Genomic DNA, 21,710 nt, shown 5'->3' with positions numbered 1-21,710 from the left:
TTCAGTTGAGGGCCGGCCGGCCGGCCGCGACCCAACGTTGGTACTCCTGGGTGCTCTCCGGCGTGGCCGGGAACAGTCCGAAGATCGAACGCCCGCGCCGGATATGCATCGAGACGAACGCCTCGTAGTCGGAAATGTTTCCGCACTCAGCGGCGATCTCGTCGACCAGGAGGCGCGGAATCGCGACCACGCCTTCGCCGTCGCCGACGATCACGTCGTTCGGGTAGATCGCGACGCCGGCGCAGCCGATTGGCACGTTGAACTCCACGGGGTGCAGAGCGATCGGCGTTGCCGGGCCCGAAGGCGCGCGCTGGAAGCAGGGAAGCCCGGTGGCGATGATGCCCGGAGTGTCGCGGTAGCCGCCGTCGGTGACGACGCCGGCGGCGCCGCGCACCTTCAGCCGCAGCGCCATCATGTCGCCCATGCACGAGGCCGAGAGGTCGCCGCCGGTGCTCATCACCAGCACCGCTCCGGGCGGGCATTCCTCGATCGCGCGCCGATGCAAGCTGTCATTGCGTTCGTACAGCGCCATGCTGTCCTTATCCTCGCGCGCAGGAATGAAGCGCAGCGTCCACGCCGGGCCGATCAGCGTCGGCTGGCCGGGTGCCACCGCGTGTAGGCCGAGCAAGAAGGCGTTGCGCAAGCCCCGCTTCAACAGCGCGTTGGCGAGCGTCGCGGCGCCGCAGCGCGCCAGGCGCGCGCGGGTCTCGTCGCCGAGCGGGACAAACGCTTGCTGGCTGGTCTGCTGGCTCATACCGCCGGTCCTTCCTTGACGATCGGATTGCGCAGCACGCCCACACCCTCTAGCTCGATCTCAACCACGTCGCCGTGCTTCATCCAGACCTGCGGGTTGCGCCGCAGGCCGACGCCGCCCGGCGTGCCGGTGACGATCACGTCGCCGACCTCCAGCGTAGTCCAGGTCGATATGAAGCTGATGAGCTTGGGGATCGGGAACATCATCAGATCGGTCGTCGTGTCCTGCATGGTCTCGCCGTTGAGGCGGCAGGAAAGGCGCAGGGAGCGCACCGGGTCGACCTCGTCGGGCGTCACCAACCATGGACCGAAAGCGCCGGTGGCGGGGAAGTTCTTGCCCGGTGACCACTGCGGGGTCTGCAGCTGCCAGTCGCGCACCGAGCCGTCGTTGTAGCAGCTGATGCCGGCGATGTACGACATCGCGTCGGCCTCGGCAATGCGTCGGCCGGCCTTGCCGATGACTACAGCGAGCTCGGCCTCGAAGTCGAACTGGTGCGATTCGCGCGGGCATAGCATGGGCTGGCCGTGGCCGACCTGCGACTCGGGCACGCGCAGGAAGATCACCGGCGCCGGCGACTCGGTCTTGTGGCCGCCTTCGGCGCGGTGCGCGACGTAGTTCAGGCCGACGCAGACGATCTTGCCGGGGTTGGGCATTAGCGGCAGGAAGCGGATTTCGTCGAGACGGTAGTCTGCCGGCGCGCCGGCGGCCAGGCGCTCGATGCGCTCGAGGGCCCCGCCCTGCAGCGCGCCCTTTAGGTCGGGGCAGGTGGCGCCCAGGCGCACGCCCATGTCGATCACGCGGTCGCCGTCGACGACACCGAAGCTCGCGCGCGTAGGGGAGACGAAGGAAAGGAGTTTCATAGTATCGGACTCGATGTGGGGAAGAGAATAAAACGCGTCCGGCTCAGTGCGACAGGACCATCGACAGCGCACGCCGCGCGGCCACCGCCACCAGCTGGGCGCGGTACTCAGCGCTGGTATGCATGTCGGCGTTCAGGCCCTGCGCCGGCTGTTGGAAGTCGTCCAGGCTCGCGGGGTCGAAGTGCGCCGCCAGCCGCTGCTCGAGCTCGCCATGGCGGAACACACACGGCGACGCGCCGTTGACGGCAACACGCACGCCGTCGCCCAGCCGAGTGATCCACACGCCGGTGTTGACCAAGCCCGACGCCGGGTGCGGTATCTTGCAGTAGCCGCTGCGGCGGTGGCGCGGGAACTCGATCTGCAGCAGCAATTCGCCCGCCGCCAACGCCGTGTCGAACAGACCGGTGAAGAACTCGTCGGCGGCAATGCGGCGGCGGTCGGTAACGATTGTCGCCCCCAGCCCGAGCACGGCTGCGGGATAGTCGGCGCCCGGGTCGTTGTGCGCGAGCGAGCCGCCGATCGTGCCCATGTGACGCACCTGCGGGTGCGCGATGCCACGCGCCATGTGCGCGAGCGCCGGCAGCGCCTCGGCGATGCGCGCGTTCGCCGCGACCTCGGCATGGCGGGTGAAGGCGCCCAGGCGCACACGGCTGTCGTCGATCTCGATACCGCGCATCGCGTCCAGCGCCTGCACGTCGACCAGCAGGCTCGGCCGCGCCAGCCGCTGCTTGAGGATCGGGATCAGCGACTGGCCGCCGGCCAGCACCTTGGCTTCCGGCTCGTCGGCCAGCAGCTTCGCCGCCTCGGCCACCGAGCGCGGCCGGACGTAGCCGAAGTCAATCATCGCATTGCTCATCGCCGCCCCTCCACCGCTACCGCAGCGTCGCCAGCAGCGCCGCCGGCGTAGTCCATGATCGCGTCGACGATGTTCTGGTAGCCGGTGCAGCGGCACAGGTTGCCTTCCAGATCGTGGCGCACCGCGGCCTCGTCGCCGCCCCGGCCTCGTCGCACGATGTCGATGCCCTGCATCACCATGCCCGGCGTGCAAAAGCCGCACTGCAGCGCGTGGTGGCGACGGAAAGCGTCTTGCAGCGGATGCAGCCGCTCGACGCTGCCGATGCCTTCGATTGTCGTAATCTCAGCGCCCTGCGCCTGCGCTGCCAGCACCGTGCACGACTTGATGGCGCGTCCGTCGAGATGGACGGTGCAGCAGCCGCATTGCGTGGTGTCGCAGCCGACGTGGCTACCGGTCAGACCGCAGTGGTCGCGCAGGTAGTGCACGAGCAGCGTTCGTGCCTCGACCTCGTGCGACTGCACCTGGCCGTTGACGGCGAGGGTGATGTTCAGCGTAGGCATGGCGTCGCGCCTCAGTTGACGGCCAGCCAGCCGATCAGCGCGACCAGCGCGGCCAGCGTGAAGGCCCAGGCCCAGGCGGGCATCTGGATCGTGACCGTGCCTGGCGCGGCCTGCACCGCGACCGGCACGCCGACGGCGGCCGGGCGCGCGACGACTTGCGCCTCGGCCAAAGCGGCCTCGGGCGCTCCGGCAGGCGCTGTAATCACCTGCGTCAGGCGATCGAAGAACTGCGCCGACATCTTGGCCGCGGTGGCGTCGACCAGCCGCGACCCGATCTGCGCCAGCCGGCCGCCGATCTGCGCCTGCGCGCGGTAGTTCAGGCGGGTGTTATCGCGCCCCTCGCCCTCTTCCAGCAACTCGACTTCGGCACTGCCCTTGGCGAAGCCGGCAATGCCGCCATCGCCCTCGAAGCTGAGCGTGTAGCGGTTGGGCGGTTGCACGTCCTGCTGCTGCATACGGCCCTTGAAACGCGCCTTCACCGGCCCCACCGCGGCCAGCACGCCGACGGTATATAGGCCGTTGCCTTCGTCGGTGACGAACTCGCAGCCGGGGATCGCGGCACGCAGGGTCTCGGGGTCTAGCAGCGCAGACCACACGCGGTCGCGCGGGATCGGTAGCAGTTGGTGTCCGGTGAGTTCCATTGTCGAATCTCTCTTTTCGGCGCCACGCTTTACAGCGGCGGCAAGTCGTCGGGCCGCTTGGTTTGCCAGCGGAAGGGGTAGATATCGATGCGCGATGACAAGCCGGCGACCTCGAACGGATCCTCGGCGACCATCCGGCGCACCGCATCCTCGCTTTCAGCCTCGATCACCATCAGGCCGCCACAGGCCTGGTCTGTGGCGTCCAGCACCGGGCCGCCGAGGCGGACACGCGCGGCGAAGTGGTCCATGTAGGCGCGGTGCGCCGGGCGCGTCAAGGCGCGGATTGTTTCGGCCTGGCCGTCGCTGCGGTCCAGCCGGTAGACCATATAGAGGTTCATCAAGCGTCTTCGTTGTCGGTTGGTTTCGGAAGCGCATCGCCGTCGCTTTGTTGTCCGTCCGGGTGCGGATGCGTATGGAACCGTGTGCCCGGCGGCTTGCCGGCGTGGCGCTCGCGCGCGTCGCGGATCGCGTTCCACACCGTTTGCGCCGTGGCGGGCAAGCTCATGTCGACGACGCCGAGCGGACGCAGCGCATCGACGATCGCGCCGATGATGGCGGGCGGCAGACCGATGGTGCCGGCTTCGGCGCCGCCTTTCACGCCCAGCGGGTTCGTCTTCGTCGGCACCGGATGGAAACCGAGCTTGAAGCGCGGGAAGTCCTGCGCCTGCGGCATTGCATAGTCGGTAAACGAGCCCGTCAGCAACTGGCCGTCGTCGCCGTACACGATGCGCTCCTTCAGCGCCTGCCCTGCGGCCTGCGCGATGCCGCCGTGCATCTGGCCTTCGAGAATTAGCGGATTGATCACCGTGCCGACGTCGTCGATGCCGGTCACGGCGGCGAGCGTGACCTGGCCGGTTTCGGGCTCGACCTCCACCTCGGCGATGTAGCAGCCGTTCGGGTAGTTCTGCGGCTCGGCACTGAAGTAGCCGCGACCTTCGAGGCCGGACCACAACTCGGGCGGCAGCGGCTTCGGCGCCCCCCAGGCGAAGGTGGCCTTGGCGACGCGGTCGAGCGTGACCTCGCGCGCCGATGAATCCTTCGTGCGGTAGACGCCATGGTCGAAGTCCAGCGCGTCGGGCACCGTGTCGAGCAGGATCGCCGCGACGCGCCGTCCGCGCTCGATGACCTGGTCGCAGGCCATCTTCAGTGCGGAGCCGCCGACCGTCATGCTACGCGACCCGAAGGTTCCGCGGCCGGTGGCGATGATGTCGGTGTCGCCCTGCACGAAGCGGACCTTCGCGAGCGGCACACCCAGCCACTGGTGCACCATTTGCGCGTAGGCGGTGTGGTGGCCCTGGCCGTAGCTGAAGGTGCCGGCCAGGATGGCGAGGCCGCCAGTGGCATCGAAGCGCAACTCCATGCGCTCGCTGATGGTGGCGCAGACCTCGATGTAGCACGACAGGCCGCGCCCGCGCAGCAGGCCGCGGGCGGCGCTGACGGCCTTGCGTGATTCGAAGCCGTCCCAGTCGGCGAGCTTCAGCGCGTCGTCCATGACCGCTTCGAATTCGCCGCAGTCGTAACGCTCGCCGATCGCGGTGCGATAGGGCATCTGCTGCGGCGCAATGAAGTTGCGGCGGCGCATCTCGACCGGGTCGATGCTCAGTTCGGCCGCAGCCAGTTCCATCATACGTTCGACGACGAGCGCGGCCTCAGGCCGGCCGGCGCCGCGATAGGTTGTGAAGGTGCGCGAATGCGTGAAGATGCCGTTGATCGTGACGTGCATCGCCGGAAAGGCGTAGACACCCGAAAGCATGCGCGCGCCGACCAGCGGCGGGTGCGCCGTCGACGGCCCGAGCTGGCAGCCCAGGTTGTGATTCAGTTCGACGCGCATGCCGAGCACGGTACCGTCCTTTGTCAGCGCGAGCTCGGCATCGGCCACCTGGTCGCGGCCGTTGAAGTCGGAGAGGAAGGCCTCGCTGCGGTCGCATACCCATTTCACCGGGCGCCCGACGCGTTGCGCGGCCCACAGCACCAGTATCTCCTCGGGGTACAAGCCACCCTTGGTGCCGAAACCACCGCCGACGTCGCCAGCGACGACATGCAGCCGATGCGCCGGCACGCGGAAGATGTGCTCGGCCAGCAGCAGGCGGATGCGGTGCGGGTTGGAGGTGGATGTGACAAGTGTCCAGCGCTGCTCACCTTCGTGGTAGTCGCCGATGTAGGTGCGCGGCTCGAGCGGGTTGCCGGCCACGCGCTGGCTGCGCACGCGGGCACGCACAACATGATCGGCCTGCGCAAAGGCGCGCTCGGTCGCCGCGGCGTCGCCGAGTTCGTGCACGAAGCAGCGGTTGCCTTCGGCACCGGGCCAGACCAGTGGCGCGTTGTGGGCGATCGCGGCTTCGACGGTCGGCGCCGCCGGTAGCGACTCGTATTCGACGACAATGCGCTCGGCGGCATCGATCGCCGCGGCCAGCGTATCGGCAACGATGAAGGCGACGCCGGTGCCGACCGCGAGTACGCGCTCGGCTTCCAGCGGCGGAAACGGCGTCGCGTGGTAGGTCTTGCCGGTGATCGTGGGCGGGATGCTGACGCACGGGATGTTGCCCAGGCCGTCGGCACGGTAGTCGTCGCCGGTCAGCACTGCATACAGGCCGGGCACCTCCAACGCCGCGCTCACGTCGATGCGCTTGATGTTCGCGTGCGCCACCGGCGAGCGCAGCACGTAGCCCCAGGCTTGGCCAGGACGGTTGACGTCGTCGGCAAAGCGGCCGCGGCCGGTGAGCAGCCGCGGGTCCTCCAGCCGCGCCAGCGGCGCGCCGATGCCGTGCGCCAGCGTGGCGACATGTGTGCCGGTGCGCTGGCTTGGCGGTGCCTCGACGGCGGCGTTGACGACGGGCTTCATTGCGGTCTCACCAGCCCTCATGACCATCGTGCCAGAAGCCGGTCGGGACGTTTTCGGCGCTCCAGTCGGCTGCAGCCAACTGGTTGTACTTGCCGCCGTGGAACAGCAGCGGCCTGGGCTTGTCGGGGTGGGCACGCAGCGCCTGAACGTGGCCAACAAACAGCGTATGGTCGCCGCAGTCGTAGTCGTGCACCAGCGCGGTGGCGAGCTGCAGCGACGCGCCCGCTACCACCGGCAGGTCGTGCAGCCGCTCGAATAGCGGTGGGTTGTCGGTCTGCGGTTTGCCGGCGAAGTGATTGCTGCAGTTGAGCTGGGTGTTGCACAGGATGCTGATCGCAAAACACTGCGCCTGACGGATGCGCGCGTGCATGCGCGCCGTGTGCGCCACTGACACCAGAACCAGCGGCGGTTCGAGCGAGCCGGACATGAACGCGTTGGCCGTCATCGCGTGCGCTTGACCCTCGAACTCGGTGGAGATCACCACCACGCCGGTGGTGAACTCGCCCATAGCGTCACGAAACTCGCGTGCAGTGAACGTCGGCAACGGGTCGACGCCGGCCGGCTGAACACCGGCGAAATCTGCATGATCGATTGGGGGCACAGTCCGGCTCCTAGTGTGGCGACAGGCGCGTGCCTCAGGCGGCCTTGCGGAAGGCCGGGTGCTCGGTGAGCTTGCCAACACGCTCGCCGTAGATCAAGACCTCGCGCCCGTCGTCCAGGCTGTTGAGGTACTCCCTGTCTATGAAGGGGATGAAGCGGTTCTTCTGGCTCATGGCAATGTCCTTGTCGTTGGGGTCGATCCAAGTCCCGGTCCGGGTGCTCTCAGTCGATCAGGCGCCGCTGCCGGCCACGGCCTGGCACTGGATCTCGAGCTTGATCTCGGGGTTGGCAAGACTGGCCACTTGGACCAGGGTGGAGCAGGGAAAGGCGCCGCTGAAGAACTCCTGGCGCGCGCGCCAGATCTCCTTGTTATCGGCCATGTCGATGACGTAGATAGTCATGTTCACGATGTCCGACATGCGTGCGTCGGCCGCCTCCAGGCAGTCCTTGACTTTCTGGAAGATCACCTTGGTCTGTTCATAGGCGCTACCGACGCCTCGGATGGTTTTCAGGTCGTTGGCGCGGGCGGTGAAGCCCGACAGCCAGATCAGGTCACCGACGCGGGTGACGTTGGACCAGTGACCCGGCGGGTACTCGGCGACGTTGGGGGAAACGGGGTGTTGCTGCTTCAGTGCCATGACGGCCTCCTAGTGGTGGTTAAGGGTAATCAGTCGAAAAATTCGCGCGGCGGGTCCATGCCCCACTGCGTGGTGTCGTCGGCGGCGACGGCATAGCGCACCGGCTGGTACTGGTTGTTGGCAACGTCGCCGTCGGTGTAGTGCTCTATGCGGTTGTCGAAGGGGTCGCGCCAATAGTCGAAAATCTGGCTGCCGACCAAGTGGCGGCCGACGCCGCACTCAAGCTTGTGGCCCTGCGCCAGCAGGTGATCGTGGGCGCCGAACAACTCGTCGATGTCCTGCATTTCGAAGCTGCAGTGGTGCACGCCTGTATCGTTCGGGTTGACCGACTGCGTGATCAGCATTGAGTGATGGTCGACCGCGGTGGCGCCGCAGTCGAAGCGCAGGAAGGTGCCGATCACGCGCTCCTCGTCGCCGGGTACGCACAGGTAGTCGGAGTCGACAAGGCCGAAGCGGTCGTGGAACCACGCTCGCGTCAGGTCATGGTCGGTCACCCGCAGTCCGAAGTGTCCCAGCCGCATCACCAGCCCGGGCGCGCGCTTTGGCCGCAGCGAGTAGTTCAGGCGGTTTTTCACTGTGCCCCAGTTGTATGGGTTCGGTTCACGCATCGCAATCGGCTGGGCTGGCTGGCGACCCCAGACCGCGTCGATCGGCACGCCGTTGGGCGTGCTCATGCGCACGCGCCAGCCGCCACCAGGGCCGGGATTCGGTTCGACCGCCGACGAACCCGGCAGTCTGGCGACGGCATCGAGCTCGGCGCGGCTCGCCATGTCGAGCGCCGCGCCGACGAAGCCATTGCGGCTGGAGCGACGGGTGGCGTGGAGGTAAGGCACGGTGCCGGCACCGCGCATGTACAACGTGTCGGCGGTCTTTTCCGCGGTGACGAGCCCGAAGTCGCGCAGGAATGCTTCCATGCGGTCGAGGTCGGTCGCCTCGTAGACGACGTAGGAGATTTCAACGGCGTTGGGCATTGTGGTCAGCTCTTCGGGCACGGAATGTTGGGCTTCAGCGCGTGCGCAGCACCGAGACGTCGTCGTTGTTGACCAGGTCGGGCACTGTCCAGCCGTTGATGTCGTAGTCGCTCATGCAACGATCAGCGAAGGCTTTCATGTTGGCCAGGTCGCCACTGTTCTGCGCGTCGTACAAGTTGGCCAGACGAGTGACGTCGTTGGAGCCAAGGTAGTTGATCTCGTAAAGCTCGTGGCGTGCGCCGAACTCGGTGCCGATGGCGTCCCACAGCAGCTTCATCGTTTTGACGCGCGCCTCGGCGTCCACGCCGCCGCTGCCACGGACATACTTGTCCAGATAGGCACGCAACTCGGGCACCTTGAAGTCATCCGCATGCGAGTTGAGGTAGATCAGGCCGCTGGCGACGATCGTTTCAATGATGTTCTTGATCGACGGATAGGCGATCTGCGAAACCACGCGATAGGCGCTCGCGAAACGCGCGTCAGGTTGGACCATGTTGTGCCAGGGCACGCTGCTCTTAGCCATCGCGTCCGACAGACCCCACATCGTGTTGCGCCATGCGATGACTTCACCCAGCTTCGACTGCACGCCATGGAATGCGCTGGTGCCCGTCAGGTCCAGCGCCTTGGACAGGACACCGCAGATGAAATCGAGCTTGACGGCCAGGCGCGTGCAACCGTGCATTGCCGCACGGTTGTTGAAGCCGGAGTCGGGCGCAAAGCGGTTCGCCAGATCCACGTTGTTGTGGACGAACACGTCTTCCCAGGGGATGAACACGTTGTCCAGCACCAGGATGGCGTCGTTTTCGTCAAGGCGCGACGACAGCGGATAGTCGAAGGGGCTGCCGAGCACGGCGGCGCGATACTCGTTCGAGATGCGGGAGATCATCTTCACGCCCGGTGCGCCCGTGGGCACCATGAAGATCGGCGAGTACGCGGGATCCTTGATCGGTAGTTGGCCGGCGTGCGCCACGAAGGTGTAGTGCGTGAGTGCCGAGCCCGTGGCCACGACCTTGGCCCCGCTGACGTAAATGCCTGCGTCTGTTTCCTTGACGACACGCACGTAGACGTCGGACGTGTCTGCGGTCGGCTTGTTGCGGTCGACCGGGGCGTTCATGATCGCGTGGTTGATGTACCAGGTACGCTCCTGCGCTTTGCGGTACCAGCGAAGAGCGTTTTCTTCATAGCCCTTGTAGTAGCCCGAATTGGCGCCGAGGGTGCCGAGGAAAGACCCCTTGTAATCGGGCGATCGGCCCATCCACCCAAAGCCGACGCGCTGGAGTTCAGCGATAGCATCACGCGATGCGACCTGTTGCTCCACCGTGTGCGGCGCCTGGAAGAAGCGGTGTGTGAAGCCGCCCCATTCCGTCGGAGCCGTGAGGATCTCGCGCCGGGCGGGATCGTGCATCGCGTCATACATGCGCGCGATCATGCGGGCCGAGTTCCGGAACGCGGGATGTTCGGTGATGTTCTTGACCTTCTTCCCGTAGATCCAGACCTCACGGCCGTCGTTCAAACTTTCAAGGTACTCCTTCCCTGTGAACGGAATCAAGGCCGTTTGCGTCGTTGGTGTATTCATCACTTATCTCCTAACAAGTTGGACAACTATTAAAATTTCACTACTCGGTATTGCTGCTGCCAACCGAGAACCATTGCGCCGGATATCAATGACGCGCAACCGCCATCGCGAAAATCAAGATGGAACCAATGGCGATCGATTGCGCATACGCACCAACCTGCATCAGGCTCAGCCCGTTTGAACTTGCAACGGAAACCATTCCGCCGCTTGTGCAGCCATTGCGCCCGCAACGGCCAGCAAGAAACATATTCCACCGTTACGAGCCGCAGAAACCGTCTTCATATGATGCGTTCTTTCGTTGCCAGAGAGTTGATGTGAGGCTGGAGTTTCGCTGCACACGAACATAAAATCTATTGACATTTAACCCCAACCCCCATTACCTTTGGGTTATGTCACAACTGAAAGATAAAGCAGCATGCAGGCATCGGAAAGACTTGGTCATATCCTCGCTTCGCATTAGGTCAAGCCATGGCGCATCTTGATTGGTATATTCGCGCAAACCTGAAGCTTCGCCATCTTCAATTAGTAGTAACCCTTGATGAGTTGCGCAACGTTGGCCGGGTCGCCGCATATCTCAACGTCAGCCAACCGGCGGTTTCCAAGACGCTGAGCGCGTTGGAGCGTGAGCTGAACATGTCACTGTTTCAACGCACGGCGCGCGGCATGGAGCCTACCGAACATGGGGAATGCCTCATTCGGCATGCGCGTCAAATCCTTGGCAATTTGTCCAGCGCGCGCGACGAGTTACGCGACATCAGTGAGGGCCGCGTGACGCGCGTCGCGATGGGGGCACTGCCGTCCGCTACGGTACTCTTGATCCCCCGATTCATCGTTCGCTTGGAAGCGGAGTCGACCGACGTCGCCGTGACCGTACGCGAAGGTGCCATGGGCTCGCTGCTGCCGAGCTTACGGGCAGGCGATTTGGATCTGACGGTTGGTATTTTGTCGGAGTCGCTTGGCGTGGAGTTCGAATCCGAGGTTCTGTATGAAGACCGTATCGTCGCCGTTGCACGCCACGCGCACCCGCTGACGTACGAGCGAAAATTGAACTGGAATATGCTGGCCGGCTATCCGATGGTTCTTCCATCAGAACACAGCTTGACACGTGGGCCAATCGATTCTTATCTTGCGCAGCATGGGGTAAGCACGGCGCGCCGGCATGTGGAGTCCGTGTCCACCGCGACAAACATCGGTGTGCTGCAGTTTAGCGATTCCGTCGGCTTTACAGCTGGCGAGATTGCACGCCATTTTGTGTCGCTCGGCGTACTGTCTGTGCTGCCGCTGAACGTCTCGAATCTCACGATGCGCGTTGGCCTCACTTGGATGGCAAACCGTCGCATGACGGTCGCTTACCAGCTCGTCAGCCGCTTGTTTCGCGAAACGCGTGACGAGATGCTGCCGGAGATGGAGGCCTTTGCGCGGTCGCTCGCGCGGTAACATTCCGGACAGTGAATGCGGCATTGACTCTCACTGCACATACTGCCGAACTGCGTATTCCTTCACTCAATCTTCGCGCCCGACAGCTCGATGGCTCTCGAATATCTGGCCAAATCTGCTTGTATAAAGGGTCCGAAGTCAGCGGCTGTAGTGCCGTGTAGATCAAGGCGTAGAGCCTTGAGTTTCCCACGCATCGCGGGCACCTTCATGGCCGTGACAAAGACAACATTCAGGGTGTCTACGTTGCTGCTCAGAGTGCCTGCTCGCACCAACAGATCGTACCAAGACTGCGACCGGAAATCGCCCAAACCACCGTCAATGAACGTCGGTACCTGGGGTAACGAAGCGACGCACTTGTTGCTGGCAACGGCAATCGCCTTCAATTTTCTGACTGTTACGCAGGGGGATGGCTTGCGGCGGGTCCGTCATCTGCACGGCTCACGGACGGCTCGGCCGTGACGAAATGCTGGATTACGGCTGGCGCTCACGCGCTCCATCTATGACGGGCGTCTGCCGGTGGACAACAACTGGATCGAGAACCAGATTCGGCCGATTGCGATTGGCCGCAAGACGGCCAACGTGGTGCTGAACGTGGCGTTTGGCGAGCCCACGATGGCGGTGGACACGCACATCTTTCGCGTGGGCAACCGCACCGGCCTGGCGCCGGGCAAGACGCCGTACGAAGTGGAGATGCAGCTCATGAAGCGCGTGCCACCCGCCTACCTGGTGGATGCGCACCACTGGCTGATTTTGCTGGGCCGCTATGTGTGCCTGGCGCGCAAGCCGCTGTGCTGGCGCTGCGGCGTGGCGCAGTTTTGCGACTTCAAGGACAAAACGCCGGCGCCTTGAATTTGCTACAGAATCAATAGCTCAATACCAAGAGATGGCAATGGCTACGGCCCATTTTTACTCCCAAGAAACCATTCAGCGAAGATTCAAGGGCTGTCCGGCGCGCCGTCCACGACGCGCTGCGCCAGCCGCACCACGGGCGCGTCAACCATGCGGTCATCCAGGCTGAACACCCCGCCGCCGGCTTGCGCATACGCCGCCAGCACGCGCCGCGCCCAGTCGAGTTCGGCGGTCGTGGGCGCCAGCGCGGCGTTGACGACTGCCACCTGGGCCGGGTGAATGCACAGCTTGGCGCCGAAGCCGGCGCGCCGGCTGCGCTGCGCGTCCATCTGGATTTGAGCCTCGTCCGTCGTGCTGGCCGTGACGCCGTCGATCGGTGCGGCCAGCGCGGCGCGGCGCGAAGCCAGCACCAGCGCGAGACGTACGGGCACCAGTTCGGCCTCGTCGGGTCCGCAGGCAAGGCCCAGGTCGGCCTGAAAATCAAGATTACCAAAGGCCAGCCGCACCACTTGCGGGCTCGCCGCCAACGCATCCAACGTCGCCAGCCCAGCGGCCGACTCCATCAGCGGCACCAGCGCGCACGAGGCGCCGATGGCGGCGGCCACGTGTGCCAGGGCTGTCGCCGACTCGGCCTTGGGCACCATCACGGCGGCCAGCCCCTGTGCGGCCAGCTCGCGGACTCGCGCCAGATCGTCCTCATGCCAGGGCATGCCGGCGGCGTTGATGCGCACCAGCAGGCGGTCGCGTTCGGGCGCCGTCAGGCTGCTGAAGACCTGCGCCAACTGATCGCGCGCGGGGCCTTTGGCGTCCAGTGGCACGGCGTCTTCCAGGTCCACAATGACCGCGTCGGCGCCACTGGCCAGCGCCTTGGCGACGCGTTCGGGCCGATTCGCGGGCACGAACAGAAACGAATGCGCGCGTACGATCGCCGGCGCGAGGGAATAGCTCATGTCGCGTTCTTCAGCAACAGGCCCACCCTCACACTGCGGGCGACGGCCCACAGATCGTCCAGCGCGGCCTGCATCGCGGCCGGCGTGGCCGCGCCGCTGTACGCGGCCAGGCGCAGCGCCTTGGCCGTGATTTCGTCACGGCTCAGGGTGTTGCCTGGGTCGCCCTTGGGCTCGTCGACGCGACCTTGCAGCACGCGGCCATCCGTGGTGGTGACCGTGACCTTGCCGATCCAGCGCTGAGGATAGGCACCGTCCACCTCGGCATCGAATGCCATGCTCACGCGCTCGCGCAGATCGCGGGTGGCGGCATCGTCGAAGTGCTGATCGAACTCGGCCAGGCCGGCATGGCCGAAGCACGCGATCAGCGCCAGCACCGTGCCCATGGAAAACTTGCTCTGGTGCACCGTGGCCGGGTTCGTCACCGACCCGAGCACATCGATCGCACCCTGGTGCACGTGCGTGACCACGCGCGCCAGATCGCCGGGCTGGAGGTCGTGCGCCTGCATCACCTGCAGCAGCGCATCGGCGGCCGGGTGCGTATGGCGGCACGAGGCGTGGTACTTGAACGAGGTCTCGGTCGTGGCCCAGCGCGTGCCCAGCCCTTGCGTGAGGCGCGCCGGGTCCGCATCGCTCGACATGCCGGCCGCCATGCCCTGCGGTCCTTCCAGAATCTGCGCCGCGCCGGTGAAGCCGTCCTTGGCTAGGTACGCGGCCATCAGACCGGCCGACGCCGCGTGCGCGGTGTGCAACTGCTTGGAATCCGCCGCCGTGCGCAGGAACTCCCACAGCCCGGCGGACTGCGTGCCGGCCGAGCCCAACGCATGCTGCATCTGCGGCGCGTCGAGCCCCAGCAGGTTGCCGACCGCCGCGGCCGCCGCCAGCGTGCCGGCGGTGCCGGTGGTGTGGAACACCTTGTAGTGCGAGCGCCCGAGGAATTCGCCGACGCGGATGCCGACCTCGTAGCCCGCGACGGCGGCCGTCAGCAACTGCTGCCCGCTGGCGCCCAGCGCCTGCGCCACCGCAAGCGCCGGCGAGAACACCACGGTGGCCGGGTGAAACACCGAGCCGTTGTGCACGTCGTCCTGCTCGGCCACGTGCGAGGCGGCGGCGTTGACCATGGCGGCGAAGTACGCACTGGTGCGGCTGCGGCTGATCAGCACCTCGGACGGGCCGTCGGCCGGCCCCACGCTGGCGGCAAACCGGGCGATGGTCTCGACCGCGCGCGAACCTTTGCCGGCCAGCGCCGAGCCGAACCAGTCCACCAGCAGGTCCTCGGTCTTGCGGATCACGGGGCCCGGAATGGCGTCAAAGCGCAGGCCGGCGGCGAATGCGGCGAGTTGGGCGGTGGGAGAGTTCATGGCAGGTATTTTTAAGAGAAATCGGCTTCAAGCCCTTATCCGGTATGGGCAGGCAGCTATGGTTTCAATAGTAAATCGATCACCATCAAATGGCCTGGGCGGCGCGCATCGCGGCGATGGCCGCGTCGCTCTGCCCGAGCTCGCGCAGGATGGCCTCGGTGTGCTGGCCCACGCCAGGTACCGCATCCATGCGGTAGTCGAAACTGCTGTTGCGCCCGGGCGGCAGCAGCGCGGGGATCTCGCCCGCCGGCGAGCCCACGCTCTGCCAGCGGCTGCGCGCTTTCAGTTGCGGATGCGCCCAGAGGCCGGCCATGTCGTTCATGCGCGCGTTGGCGATCTGCGCCTTGTCGAGCCGCGCCAGCACCTGGGCTGTGCTGAGCGCGCCAAAGGTGGCCAGGATGATGGCCTTGAGTGCCTCGCGGTGTTCGTTGCGGCGCGCGTTGGCGTCGAAGCGCGGGTCGGTCGCCAGCGCGGCGTCCTGCAGCACCACGTCGCAGAACGCTTTCCACTCGCGCTCGTTTTGCAGGCCCAGCATCACGGTGCCGCCATCGCCGGCCGCAAACGGTCCGTAGGGATAAATGGTGGCGTGTGCCGCGGCGCTGCGCGGTGGCGGCGGCGCGCCATCGAACGCGTAGTACATCGGGTAGCCCATCCATTCGCCCAGCGCCTCTAACATAGACACGTCGATGTGCGAGCCCCGGCCCGTCTTGCCACGCTGCAGCAGCGCGGCCAGCACGCCGGTGTAGGCGTACATGCCGGCGGCGATGTCGGCGATCGAGTTGCCGGACTTGCAGGGATCGTCGGGCGTGCCGGTGACGGAGAGAAAGCCCGCCTCGCTCTGGATCAACAGATCGTAGGCCTTCTTGTCGCGATACGGGCCGTCCTCGCCGTAGCCCGAGATGTCGCAGACGATGAGCCGGGGGTGCTCTTTGCTCAGCGCATCAAAGCCCAGGCCCATGCGCGCAGCCGCGCCGGGTGCCAGGTTCTGCACCAGCACGTCGGCTGTAGCGAGGAGCTCCTTCAGCGCAGCCAGCGCGGCCGGCTGCTTGAGGTCGAGCGTGAGGCTCTCTTTCGAGCGATTCGTCCAGACGAAGTGCGAGGCCTGGCCTTTGACGCGGGTGTCGTAGGCGCGCGCAAAATCGCCCGCACCCGGGCGCTCGACCTTGATCACGCGTGCGCCCAGGTCGGCCAGCTGGCGCGTGCAGAACGGCGCGGCAATCGCGTGCTCGAGCGAGACGACGGTGATGCCGTCGAGGGGTCTTGTCATGATCGACTCCGGAATTAGAAGGATCTCGGCAGCCCAAGCAAATGCTCGGCCACGTAAGACAGGATCAGGTTGGTCGAGATCGGCGCCACCTGGTACAGGCGCGTCTCGCGGAACTTGCGCTCCACGTCGTATTCGTTGGCGAAACCGAAGCCGCCGTGGAACTGGATACAGGCGTTGGCCGCCTCCCAGCTGGCCTTGGCCGCCAGGTACTTGGCCATGTTGGCTTCGGCGCCGCACGGCTGGCCGGCATCGAACAGCGCGCAGGCCTTATAGCGCATCAGGTTGGCGGCTTCTACCTCGATATAGGATTCGGCAATCGGGAACTGCACGCCCTGGTTCTGCCCGATCGGGCGGCCGAACACGATGCGCTCGTTCGCATATTTCGTGACGCGGTCGATGAACCAGTAGCCGTCGCCGATGCACTCGGCCGCGATCAGCGTGCGCTCGGCGTTCAGGCCGTCGAGGATGTACTTGAAGCCCTGGCCTTCCTGGCCGATCAGGTTCTCCTCGGGGATTTCCAGGTTCTCGAAGAACAGCTCGTTGGTTTCGTGATTCACCATGTTGGGAATGGGCCGCACGCTCAAGCCCGACTTCTCGGCCTGGCGCAGATCGACCATGAAAATCGACATGCCCTCCGACTTTTTCTTGACCTCGGCCAGCGGCGTGGTGCGCGCCAGCAAAATCATCCAGTCGGAATGCTGCACGCGCGAGATCCAGACCTTCTGCCCGTTGATCACGTACTTGTCACCCTTCTTCACGGCGGTGGTCTTGATCCTGGTGGTGTCGGTGCCGGTGCTGGGCTCGGTCACGCCCATGGATTGCAGGCGCCATTCGCCGCTGGCGATTTTCGGCAGGTACAGCTCCTTTTGCGCCCTGGAGCCGTGGCGCAACAGCGTGCCCATGTTGTACATCTGGCCATGGCAGGCGCCCGAGTTGCCGCCGGAGCGGTTGATTTCCTCCATGACGACCGTGGCCTCGGTCAGGCCCAGGCCCGAACCGCCGTACTCGGCCGGAATCATCGCGGCCAGCCAGCCCGCCTTGGTGAGTGCATCGACAAAGGCCTCGGGGTAGGCACGCTGCTCGTCGATTCTCCGGTGGTACTCGTCGGGGAATTCGGCGCATAGCGCGCGCACGGCGTCGCGGATGTCCTGCCAGGCGTCGGGGGCGGTCTTGATCATGGTTTTTGTCTGTGGCTTTTATTGAGCACGGGTCAGGCGAGTTCGGCCGTGCCCTGCATGGTGAGCCAGCCCTCATGGTCCTGGGCCCAGAGCTTGACGCTCTTGCCGTTCGCCGAGGGCTGGCCGTTGAGGCGAAACGGGTGCAGGTCGAACGTCGGGCGCACGGCCTTGAAGTTGAACGACTGGATGAAGGCGCCAGGCGCATGATGGCGCACCAGATCGACCAGCAGCGTGGCGATCAACGGCCCGTGCACGATCAGGCCGGGATAGCCTTCCACCTCGGTCACGTACTTGCGGTCGTAGTGGATGCGGTGGCCGTTGAAGGTCAGTGCCGAATAGCGGAACAGCAGCACGTCGTCGGGTACGATTTCGCGCTGCCAGGCGGCGCCCTTTTCGGCCGCCACGGGCGGCGGCACCGGGTCGTGGGGCTGGGCCGCGGCCCTGTACACGATGTCTTGTTCTTCGCTCAAAGCCAAACCCTTGGCGTTGTGCACCTCGTGCTTGACCTGCACGAACACAAGGTCGCCCGTACGGCCGGTCTTGTGCGTCACGGACTCGATGCGCGAGATGCGTTTGACCGCATCACCCACCACCAGCGGGTTGTCTCGGTGCCACTGCAAGCGGCCTCCAGCCCACATGCGGCGCGGCAACGGTACCGGCGGCAGGAAGCCACCGCGCCTGGCGTGGCCGTCGGGGCCAATTTCGCTCTGGCGCTGCCGCGGCAAAAAGTACAACCAGTGCCACAGCGGCGGTAGCGCCGTGCCGGGCGCGGGGGCCGGGTCGTCACGGTCCAGCGTGGCAGAGAGCCCGCGCACCGGCGCGGCGGTAATGTCGTCTCTCAGGGTTTCGGTCCTGCCGGCCCAGGTTTGCAGGTGGGCCAGCGTGGCGGCGTCGATGGAACGAGTATCAAGGTTCATGAGGCACCATCGTCGTCATTTCCCGCCGGCGGCGCAATCCGCAATTTCAAGACCAAGGCTTCCATAAAACTGAAGGCTGTAACTCCATCCGCTACCATCCAGCCATGAATTTCGACCTCACCGACTTGCGCCTGTTCGTCCTGACCGCCGACGAGAGCAACCTGACACGCGCCGCGGCGCGGCAGCACCTGTCGCTGGCAGCGGCCAGTGCACGCATCAAGTCGCTGGAAGCGCAGGCCGGCCTGCCCCTGCTCTACCGAGAAGCCCGCGGTGTGCGACTGACGCCACCGGGCGAAGCCTTTCTGCACCATGCGCGCGGCGTGCTACGGCAGGCCGACCAGTTGCGCGCCGATCTGCAAGAGTATGGTGGCGGCCTGCGCGGGCATTTGCGGGTCTTTGCCAACACCACGGCGGTCAGCGACTTCCTGCCCGAAATCCTGCCGGGCTTTCTGTCGGCCAACCCCAAGGTCAATGTCGACCTTCAGGAAAAACCGAATGCTGAGATCGCCCGCGGCGTGCTGGACGGCCGCGCCGACATCGGCATCGTGGCGGGCCAGGTCGACACGCTGGGGCTGCAGGCCATCCACTTCAGCACCGACCGGCTGATGCTGGTGACCTCGCGCCAGCACCGCCTGGCGCGGCGCAAGCGCATTGCGTTCGTTGAGATCCTGAATGAAGACGCCGTGGGCATGCACCAGAGCAGCACACTGCAGACCTTTCTGGCCAGGATCACTGAATCGCTGGGCAAGCCTCTCAAGCTGCGCATCCAGCTCAGCAGTTTTGACGCCATGTGCCGCATGATCGGCAGCGGTGTCGGGGTCGGCATCGTCCCCGAAAGCGCGGCACGCCGCAATCGGGACCCTATGAACCTGTCACTGATCGAATTGACAGACGCCTGGAGCGTGCGCGAACGCTACATCCTGGTGCGCAACCAGGCGGCGCTGCCAACCTATGCACAGGCGCTGATCGATACGCTGCGCACCCACTACGAGAACACCCCGGCAGCGGCGAAGGCGTAACGCTCAAGGCGTCCTTTCAGACACTCCCGCCGACTCGAAGCTCGCCGTCTCGCGCAGGATGGCGCCGGTCGAGAGCAGCAGCGGCCAGGCCGTGGTCGCCTGCACACACCAGCATTCGCGGCTGCTGCAGTTGCGGCATCATGGAGGCCTTCAATGTCGGGAGCTCAAGATTCATGGCTGAAGTGCACGTCGCCGCGCAACAGGGTTTTACAAAAGAAGCTCAGGCCTATGCGCGCGGCAGGCCCGGGTATCCGCCCGCGCTCTCTGGCTGGCTCACTGGTCCGTTGGGCCTGGCCGCGGGCCGCACGGTGGCCGACGTGGGCGCGGGCACCGGCAAGTTCACCAAGCTGTTGTTGCCCACGGGCGCCAATGTGGTGGCGGTGGAACCCGTCGACGCGATGCGCGCACAGATCGAGGCTGGCCTGCCCGCGGTACGGGCGCTGGCCGGCACCGCGCAGTCCATTCCGCTGCCCGACGCCGCGCTGGACGCGGTGGTCTGCGCGCAGGCGTTTCACTGGTTCGCCAGCCGCGAGACGCTGGACGAATTCCACCGTGTGCTGGGGCCCGGCGGCAAGCTCGGCCTGGTGTGGAACGTGCGCGACGAGTCGGTGGACTGGGTCGCCGCGCTGACTGCGATCGTCACGCCTTACGAGGGCGACGCGCCGCGCTACTACAAGGGCGAGTGGCGCCGGCCGTTCCCGCATCCGGGTTTCAGTGAATTGGTGGAGAGCCGCTTCGAGTACCAACACGTGGGGCCGCCGCAACAGGTGATCCTGGACCGGTTCATGTCGGTGAGCTTCATCGCCGCGCTGGCGCCGCCAGACAGCGCAGCCGTGCGCGAACGCATCGAGGCGCTGATCGCCACGCACCCGGCGCTGCGCGGGCGCGAGACGGTGAGCTTTCCGTACCACACGCTGGCGTTTCACTGCACGCGCTCCTGAGTCAAGCCACCAGCGAGCGCAACACGCCGGGCTCGAAGTGCCGCTCGATGTAGTCGGCCAGGCCGTCGAACACGCTGTCCAGCGTCGGCGCCGCGGCGCCGAACAGGGCATGCAGCGCGGCCGGGTCTTCAAACAGGCCGTGCAGGTACAGCCCGAGCACATTGCCCGCCGCGTTCTGCCAGGCCAGAGCATCCGGCATGACCGCTTGCGCCACGTCGCCGCCAGCCGCCATGGCAGGATGCTGGGCCGTTTGTCCGTGATGAATTTCGTAGCCCTGCATGGCCACGCCCGAGAGCGCCGACCAGGGGCCGCACAAGCTGCCGAAGGAGGCGCTTTTTCGCTGCACCGTCTTGACGGCGTCGAACACCGTGACCAGCGGCAGCAACCCCAGGCCGGGGCCATTGCCGTCGATGCCGTGCGGATCGATCAGCGCCTCGCCCAGCATCTGCAGGCCGCCACAGATACCGAGCACCGCCCTGCCCTGCGCCGCGTGCGCGGCGATTGCGCGGTCCAGGCCCTGCGCGCGCAGCCAGGCCAGGTCGCCGCTGGTGTGTTTTGAGCCGGGCAGGATGATCCAGTCGGCGCCCGCCACGTCGGTCGGGCCGCGCGCCCAGACCAGGCGCACGCCAGGCACATTCTTTAAGGGCTGGAATTCGTCGAGGTTGCTGATACGCGGATAGGCCACCACCGCGATGGTTTGGCTCACCACACCGGCGGCCACACTGCGGTCGGCAAAAACGCCGTCCTCTTCGGGCAGACCGTGCTGCCACCACATTGGCAGCGTGGCCACGGTGGGAATGCGGGTGAGTTCCTGCAGCTGTTGCGGCGCGGGCGCGAGCAACGCCGCGTCACCCCGAAACTTGTTGAGAACGAAGCCCTTGATGAGGACGCGCTCGGCCTCGGGCAACAACGCCCAGGTACCGTAAAGGTGCGCGAACGCGCCGCCGCGGTCGATGTCGGTCACCAGCAGGCAGCGCGCCTGCGCATGCAGCGCCACACGCATGTTGACGATGTCGCTGTCGTGCAGGTTGATCTCGGCCGGCGAGCCGGCGCCCTCGATCACCAGCACATCGTTTTCTGCGCGCAGCCCGTCCAGCGCACGCGCCACCACCGGCCACACGCTGGCGCTGCGGCCGCGCCAGGGCATGCGGGACAGCGCCTCGTCGACCTGCCCCATCAGCACCACCTGGCTGTGGGTGTCGCGCTCGGGCTTGAGCAGCAGCGGGTTCATGCGCACCTCGGGCTGGGCGCGCGCGGCCAGCGCCTGGAAGTACTGGGCGCTGCCGATTTCGCCCTGAGCGACCACCCTTGCGTTATTGCTCATGTTCTGCGCCTTGAACGGCGCGACCTTGAGTCCCTGGCGCGCATACCAGCGGCACAGCGCCGTCGTGAGCCAGCTCTTGCCGGCGCCACTGGTGGTGCCCAGCACCATGACACATTTTGCGGTCATCGACTTGCCTTGATCAATTGTTGCCACGAATTGTGCAGTACGGCCTGCTTGTCAGCGAACGAGACCTTGTCGCCGCGACGAAGGTCTTGCAGTCCGGGCTTGTGCG

At 65.9% G+C, this 21,710-nt stretch carries 23 protein-coding genes and 2 pseudogenes; 5 read left to right on the top strand and 20 right to left on the bottom strand.

The genetic code is table 11. From position 1 onward, the window contains the following. Nucleotide 1: 1 nt before the first annotated feature. Genes EUB48_RS08885 through EUB48_RS08835 form a run of 12 tightly spaced genes read right to left on the bottom strand, consistent with a single transcriptional unit; the run spans nucleotide 2 to nucleotide 10,238 of the window. On the bottom strand, nucleotides 2-754 hold the full coding sequence (locus EUB48_RS08885; RefSeq protein WP_142818542.1) for a ribonuclease activity regulator RraA: 753 nt from the start codon (nucleotides 752-754) through the stop codon (nucleotides 2-4). Then, nucleotides 751-1,614 (bottom strand): fumarylacetoacetate hydrolase family protein, encoded by an 864-nt coding sequence (locus EUB48_RS08880; protein WP_142818541.1) that lies wholly within the window; start codon nucleotides 1,612-1,614, stop codon nucleotides 751-753. Before EUB48_RS08880 ends, EUB48_RS08885 begins: the two co-directional genes overlap by 4 nt. A gap of 43 nt (nucleotides 1,615-1,657) precedes the next feature. Beyond that, the gene (locus tag EUB48_RS08875; protein WP_244618377.1) at nucleotides 1,658-2,470 is read right to left on the bottom strand and encodes an FAD binding domain-containing protein; all 813 of its coding nucleotides are present in this window, start codon (nucleotides 2,468-2,470) and stop codon (nucleotides 1,658-1,660) included. Then, entirely contained in the window at nucleotides 2,467-2,970 is a 504-nt protein-coding gene (locus EUB48_RS08870; protein WP_142818540.1) for a (2Fe-2S)-binding protein, read from the bottom strand. The genes EUB48_RS08875 and EUB48_RS08870 overlap by 4 nt, the downstream gene beginning before the upstream one ends. An 11-nt stretch (nucleotides 2,971-2,981) precedes the next feature. After that, nucleotides 2,982-3,611: an SRPBCC family protein gene (locus EUB48_RS08865; RefSeq protein WP_142818539.1), complete on the bottom strand. Its 630-nt coding sequence runs from the start codon at nucleotides 3,609-3,611 to the stop codon at nucleotides 2,982-2,984. A gap of 29 nt (nucleotides 3,612-3,640) precedes the next feature. Then, nucleotides 3,641-3,949 carry a YciI family protein gene (locus tag EUB48_RS08860; RefSeq protein ID WP_142818538.1) on the bottom strand — a complete coding sequence of 103 codons (309 nt, stop codon included), beginning with the start codon at nucleotides 3,947-3,949 and terminating at the stop codon, nucleotides 3,641-3,643. Beyond that, a complete protein-coding gene (locus EUB48_RS08855) occupies nucleotides 3,949-6,453 on the bottom strand; it encodes a xanthine dehydrogenase family protein molybdopterin-binding subunit (protein ID WP_168226720.1) in 2,505 nt (834 codons plus the stop codon). Before EUB48_RS08855 ends, EUB48_RS08860 begins: the two co-directional genes overlap by 1 nt. 7 nt (nucleotides 6,454-6,460) lie before the next feature. Beyond that, nucleotides 6,461-7,054, bottom strand: coding sequence for a flavin reductase family protein (locus tag EUB48_RS08850; protein ID WP_244618376.1), 594 nt, complete (start codon nucleotides 7,052-7,054; stop codon nucleotides 6,461-6,463). 34 nt (nucleotides 7,055-7,088) lie between these two features. Next, entirely contained in the window at nucleotides 7,089-7,226 is a 138-nt protein-coding gene (locus EUB48_RS21330) for a hypothetical protein (RefSeq protein WP_210411715.1), read from the bottom strand. A 57-nt stretch (nucleotides 7,227-7,283) separates the two neighbouring features. Further along, on the bottom strand, nucleotides 7,284-7,691 hold the full coding sequence (locus EUB48_RS08845) for a RidA family protein (RefSeq protein ID WP_142818536.1): 408 nt from the start codon (nucleotides 7,689-7,691) through the stop codon (nucleotides 7,284-7,286). 29 nt (nucleotides 7,692-7,720) lie between these two features. Then, nucleotides 7,721-8,683, bottom strand: coding sequence for a VOC family protein (locus EUB48_RS08840; protein ID WP_210411714.1), 963 nt, complete (start codon nucleotides 8,681-8,683; stop codon nucleotides 7,721-7,723). 13 nt (nucleotides 8,684-8,696) lie between these two features. Then, entirely contained in the window at nucleotides 8,697-10,238 is a 1,542-nt protein-coding gene (locus EUB48_RS08835) for a 4-hydroxyphenylacetate 3-hydroxylase N-terminal domain-containing protein (protein WP_142818535.1), read from the bottom strand. 468 nt (nucleotides 10,239-10,706) lie between these two features. Here EUB48_RS08835 and EUB48_RS08830 point away from each other — a divergent pair, with 468 nt between their 5' ends. Beyond that, nucleotides 10,707-11,675: a LysR substrate-binding domain-containing protein gene (locus EUB48_RS08830; protein WP_142818534.1), complete on the top strand. Its 969-nt coding sequence runs from the start codon at nucleotides 10,707-10,709 to the stop codon at nucleotides 11,673-11,675. 62 nt (nucleotides 11,676-11,737) lie between these two features. Here the strand turns inward: EUB48_RS08830 and EUB48_RS22020 are convergent. Beyond that, nucleotides 11,738-12,067, bottom strand: a pseudogene (locus EUB48_RS22020) (tripartite tricarboxylate transporter substrate-binding protein); the annotation flags it as partial. Between the two features lie 85 nt (nucleotides 12,068-12,152). Between EUB48_RS22020 and EUB48_RS21680 the strand changes: the two are divergent. After that, nucleotides 12,153-12,243: pseudogene (locus tag EUB48_RS21680) on the top strand (IS66 family transposase); the annotation flags it as partial. Nucleotides 12,244-12,287: 44 nt separating this feature from the next. Continuing rightward, nucleotides 12,288-12,524 (top strand): endonuclease III domain-containing protein, encoded by a 237-nt coding sequence (locus EUB48_RS21960; RefSeq protein WP_338052447.1) that lies wholly within the window; start codon nucleotides 12,288-12,290, stop codon nucleotides 12,522-12,524. A gap of 86 nt (nucleotides 12,525-12,610) precedes the next feature. Here EUB48_RS21960 and EUB48_RS08815 read toward each other — a convergent pair whose 3' ends face one another. From EUB48_RS08815 to EUB48_RS08795, 5 genes are all read right to left on the bottom strand, one after another. Then, nucleotides 12,611-13,474 carry an HpcH/HpaI aldolase/citrate lyase family protein gene (locus EUB48_RS08815; RefSeq protein WP_142818532.1) on the bottom strand — a complete coding sequence of 288 codons (864 nt, stop codon included), beginning with the start codon at nucleotides 13,472-13,474 and terminating at the stop codon, nucleotides 12,611-12,613. Continuing rightward, the gene (locus EUB48_RS08810) at nucleotides 13,471-14,832 is read right to left on the bottom strand and encodes an MmgE/PrpD family protein (RefSeq protein WP_142818531.1); all 1,362 of its coding nucleotides are present in this window, start codon (nucleotides 14,830-14,832) and stop codon (nucleotides 13,471-13,473) included. Before EUB48_RS08810 ends, EUB48_RS08815 begins: the two co-directional genes overlap by 4 nt. 85 nt (nucleotides 14,833-14,917) lie before the next feature. Next, nucleotides 14,918-16,099, bottom strand: a complete 1,182-nt coding sequence (locus EUB48_RS08805; protein WP_142818530.1) for a CaiB/BaiF CoA transferase family protein — start codon at nucleotides 16,097-16,099, stop codon at nucleotides 14,918-14,920. 14 nt (nucleotides 16,100-16,113) lie between these two features. Then, nucleotides 16,114-17,277 carry an acyl-CoA dehydrogenase family protein gene (locus tag EUB48_RS08800; RefSeq protein ID WP_142818529.1) on the bottom strand — a complete coding sequence of 388 codons (1,164 nt, stop codon included), beginning with the start codon at nucleotides 17,275-17,277 and terminating at the stop codon, nucleotides 16,114-16,116. Between the two features lie 32 nt (nucleotides 17,278-17,309). Beyond that, complete coding sequence (locus EUB48_RS08795; RefSeq protein WP_142818528.1) at nucleotides 17,310-18,194, bottom strand: HTD2 family dehydratase; 885 nt, start codon at nucleotides 18,192-18,194, stop codon at nucleotides 17,310-17,312. Nucleotides 18,195-18,298: 104 nt separating this feature from the next. On the opposite strand from EUB48_RS08795, the gene EUB48_RS08790 reads away from it, so the two are divergent. After that, nucleotides 18,299-19,213, top strand: a complete 915-nt coding sequence (locus EUB48_RS08790) for a LysR substrate-binding domain-containing protein (RefSeq protein ID WP_142818527.1) — start codon at nucleotides 18,299-18,301, stop codon at nucleotides 19,211-19,213. A gap of 16 nt (nucleotides 19,214-19,229) precedes the next feature. On the opposite strand, the gene EUB48_RS21325 is transcribed toward EUB48_RS08790, so the two are convergent. After that, the gene (locus tag EUB48_RS21325) at nucleotides 19,230-19,388 is read right to left on the bottom strand and encodes a nicotinate-nucleotide--dimethylbenzimidazole phosphoribosyltransferase (RefSeq protein ID WP_168226719.1); all 159 of its coding nucleotides are present in this window, start codon (nucleotides 19,386-19,388) and stop codon (nucleotides 19,230-19,232) included. Between EUB48_RS21325 and EUB48_RS08780 the strand changes: the two genes are divergently transcribed. Beyond that, nucleotides 19,387-20,154: a class I SAM-dependent methyltransferase gene (locus EUB48_RS08780; protein ID WP_142818526.1), complete on the top strand. Its 768-nt coding sequence runs from the start codon at nucleotides 19,387-19,389 to the stop codon at nucleotides 20,152-20,154. The two genes, EUB48_RS21325 and EUB48_RS08780, sit on opposite strands and share 2 nt — an antisense overlap. Before the next feature lies 1 nt (nucleotide 20,155). On the opposite strand, the gene EUB48_RS08775 is transcribed toward EUB48_RS08780, so the two are convergent. After that, the gene (locus tag EUB48_RS08775; RefSeq protein WP_142818525.1) at nucleotides 20,156-21,604 is read right to left on the bottom strand and encodes a cobyric acid synthase; all 1,449 of its coding nucleotides are present in this window, start codon (nucleotides 21,602-21,604) and stop codon (nucleotides 20,156-20,158) included. Nucleotides 21,605-21,710: the final 106 nt, after the last annotated feature.

Source organism: Rhodoferax sediminis (assembly GCF_006970865.1).
Classification (GTDB): Bacteria; Pseudomonadota; Gammaproteobacteria; order Burkholderiales; family Burkholderiaceae_C; genus Rhodoferax_A; species Rhodoferax_A sediminis.
Note: the sequence above shows the minus strand (reverse complement) of the source record. Positions and strands in the feature narration are given on the sequence as shown.

Excerpts from the sequence above, each read along its gene's own strand:
- EUB48_RS08885 (WP_142818542.1), bottom strand. The coding sequence starts at position 754 with ATGAGCCAGCAGACCAGCCAGCAAGCGTTTGTCCCGCTCGGCGACGAG.
- EUB48_RS08880 (WP_142818541.1), bottom strand. The coding sequence starts at position 1,614 with ATGAAACTCCTTTCCTTCGTCTCCCCTACGCGCGCGAGCTTCGGTGTC.
- EUB48_RS08875 (WP_244618377.1), bottom strand. The coding sequence starts at position 2,470 with ATGAGCAATGCGATGATTGACTTCGGCTACGTCCGGCCGCGCTCGGTG.
- EUB48_RS08870 (WP_142818540.1), bottom strand. The coding sequence starts at position 2,970 with ATGCCTACGCTGAACATCACCCTCGCCGTCAACGGCCAGGTGCAGTCG.
- EUB48_RS08865 (WP_142818539.1), bottom strand. The coding sequence starts at position 3,611 with ATGGAACTCACCGGACACCAACTGCTACCGATCCCGCGCGACCGCGTG.
- EUB48_RS08860 (WP_142818538.1), bottom strand. The coding sequence starts at position 3,949 with ATGAACCTCTATATGGTCTACCGGCTGGACCGCAGCGACGGCCAGGCC.
- EUB48_RS08855 (WP_168226720.1), bottom strand. The coding sequence starts at position 6,453 with ATGAAGCCCGTCGTCAACGCCGCCGTCGAGGCACCGCCAAGCCAGCGC.
- EUB48_RS21330 (WP_210411715.1), bottom strand. The coding sequence starts at position 7,226 with ATGAGCCAGAAGAACCGCTTCATCCCCTTCATAGACAGGGAGTACCTC.
- EUB48_RS08845 (WP_142818536.1), bottom strand. The coding sequence starts at position 7,691 with ATGGCACTGAAGCAGCAACACCCCGTTTCCCCCAACGTCGCCGAGTAC.
- EUB48_RS08835 (WP_142818535.1), bottom strand. The coding sequence starts at position 10,238 with ATGAATACACCAACGACGCAAACGGCCTTGATTCCGTTCACAGGGAAG.
- EUB48_RS08830 (WP_142818534.1), top strand. The coding sequence starts at position 10,707 with ATGGCGCATCTTGATTGGTATATTCGCGCAAACCTGAAGCTTCGCCAT.
- EUB48_RS21960 (WP_338052447.1), top strand. The coding sequence starts at position 12,288 with ATGGCGGTGGACACGCACATCTTTCGCGTGGGCAACCGCACCGGCCTG.
- EUB48_RS08815 (WP_142818532.1), bottom strand. The coding sequence starts at position 13,474 with ATGAGCTATTCCCTCGCGCCGGCGATCGTACGCGCGCATTCGTTTCTG.
- EUB48_RS08810 (WP_142818531.1), bottom strand. The coding sequence starts at position 14,832 with ATGAACTCTCCCACCGCCCAACTCGCCGCATTCGCCGCCGGCCTGCGC.
- EUB48_RS08805 (WP_142818530.1), bottom strand. The coding sequence starts at position 16,099 with ATGACAAGACCCCTCGACGGCATCACCGTCGTCTCGCTCGAGCACGCG.
- EUB48_RS08800 (WP_142818529.1), bottom strand. The coding sequence starts at position 17,277 with ATGATCAAGACCGCCCCCGACGCCTGGCAGGACATCCGCGACGCCGTG.
- EUB48_RS08795 (WP_142818528.1), bottom strand. The coding sequence starts at position 18,194 with ATGAACCTTGATACTCGTTCCATCGACGCCGCCACGCTGGCCCACCTG.
- EUB48_RS08790 (WP_142818527.1), top strand. The coding sequence starts at position 18,299 with ATGAATTTCGACCTCACCGACTTGCGCCTGTTCGTCCTGACCGCCGAC.
- EUB48_RS08780 (WP_142818526.1), top strand. The coding sequence starts at position 19,387 with ATGGCTGAAGTGCACGTCGCCGCGCAACAGGGTTTTACAAAAGAAGCT.
- EUB48_RS21325 (WP_168226719.1), bottom strand. The coding sequence starts at position 19,388 with ATGAATCTTGAGCTCCCGACATTGAAGGCCTCCATGATGCCGCAACTG.
- EUB48_RS08775 (WP_142818525.1), bottom strand. The coding sequence starts at position 21,604 with ATGACCGCAAAATGTGTCATGGTGCTGGGCACCACCAGTGGCGCCGGC.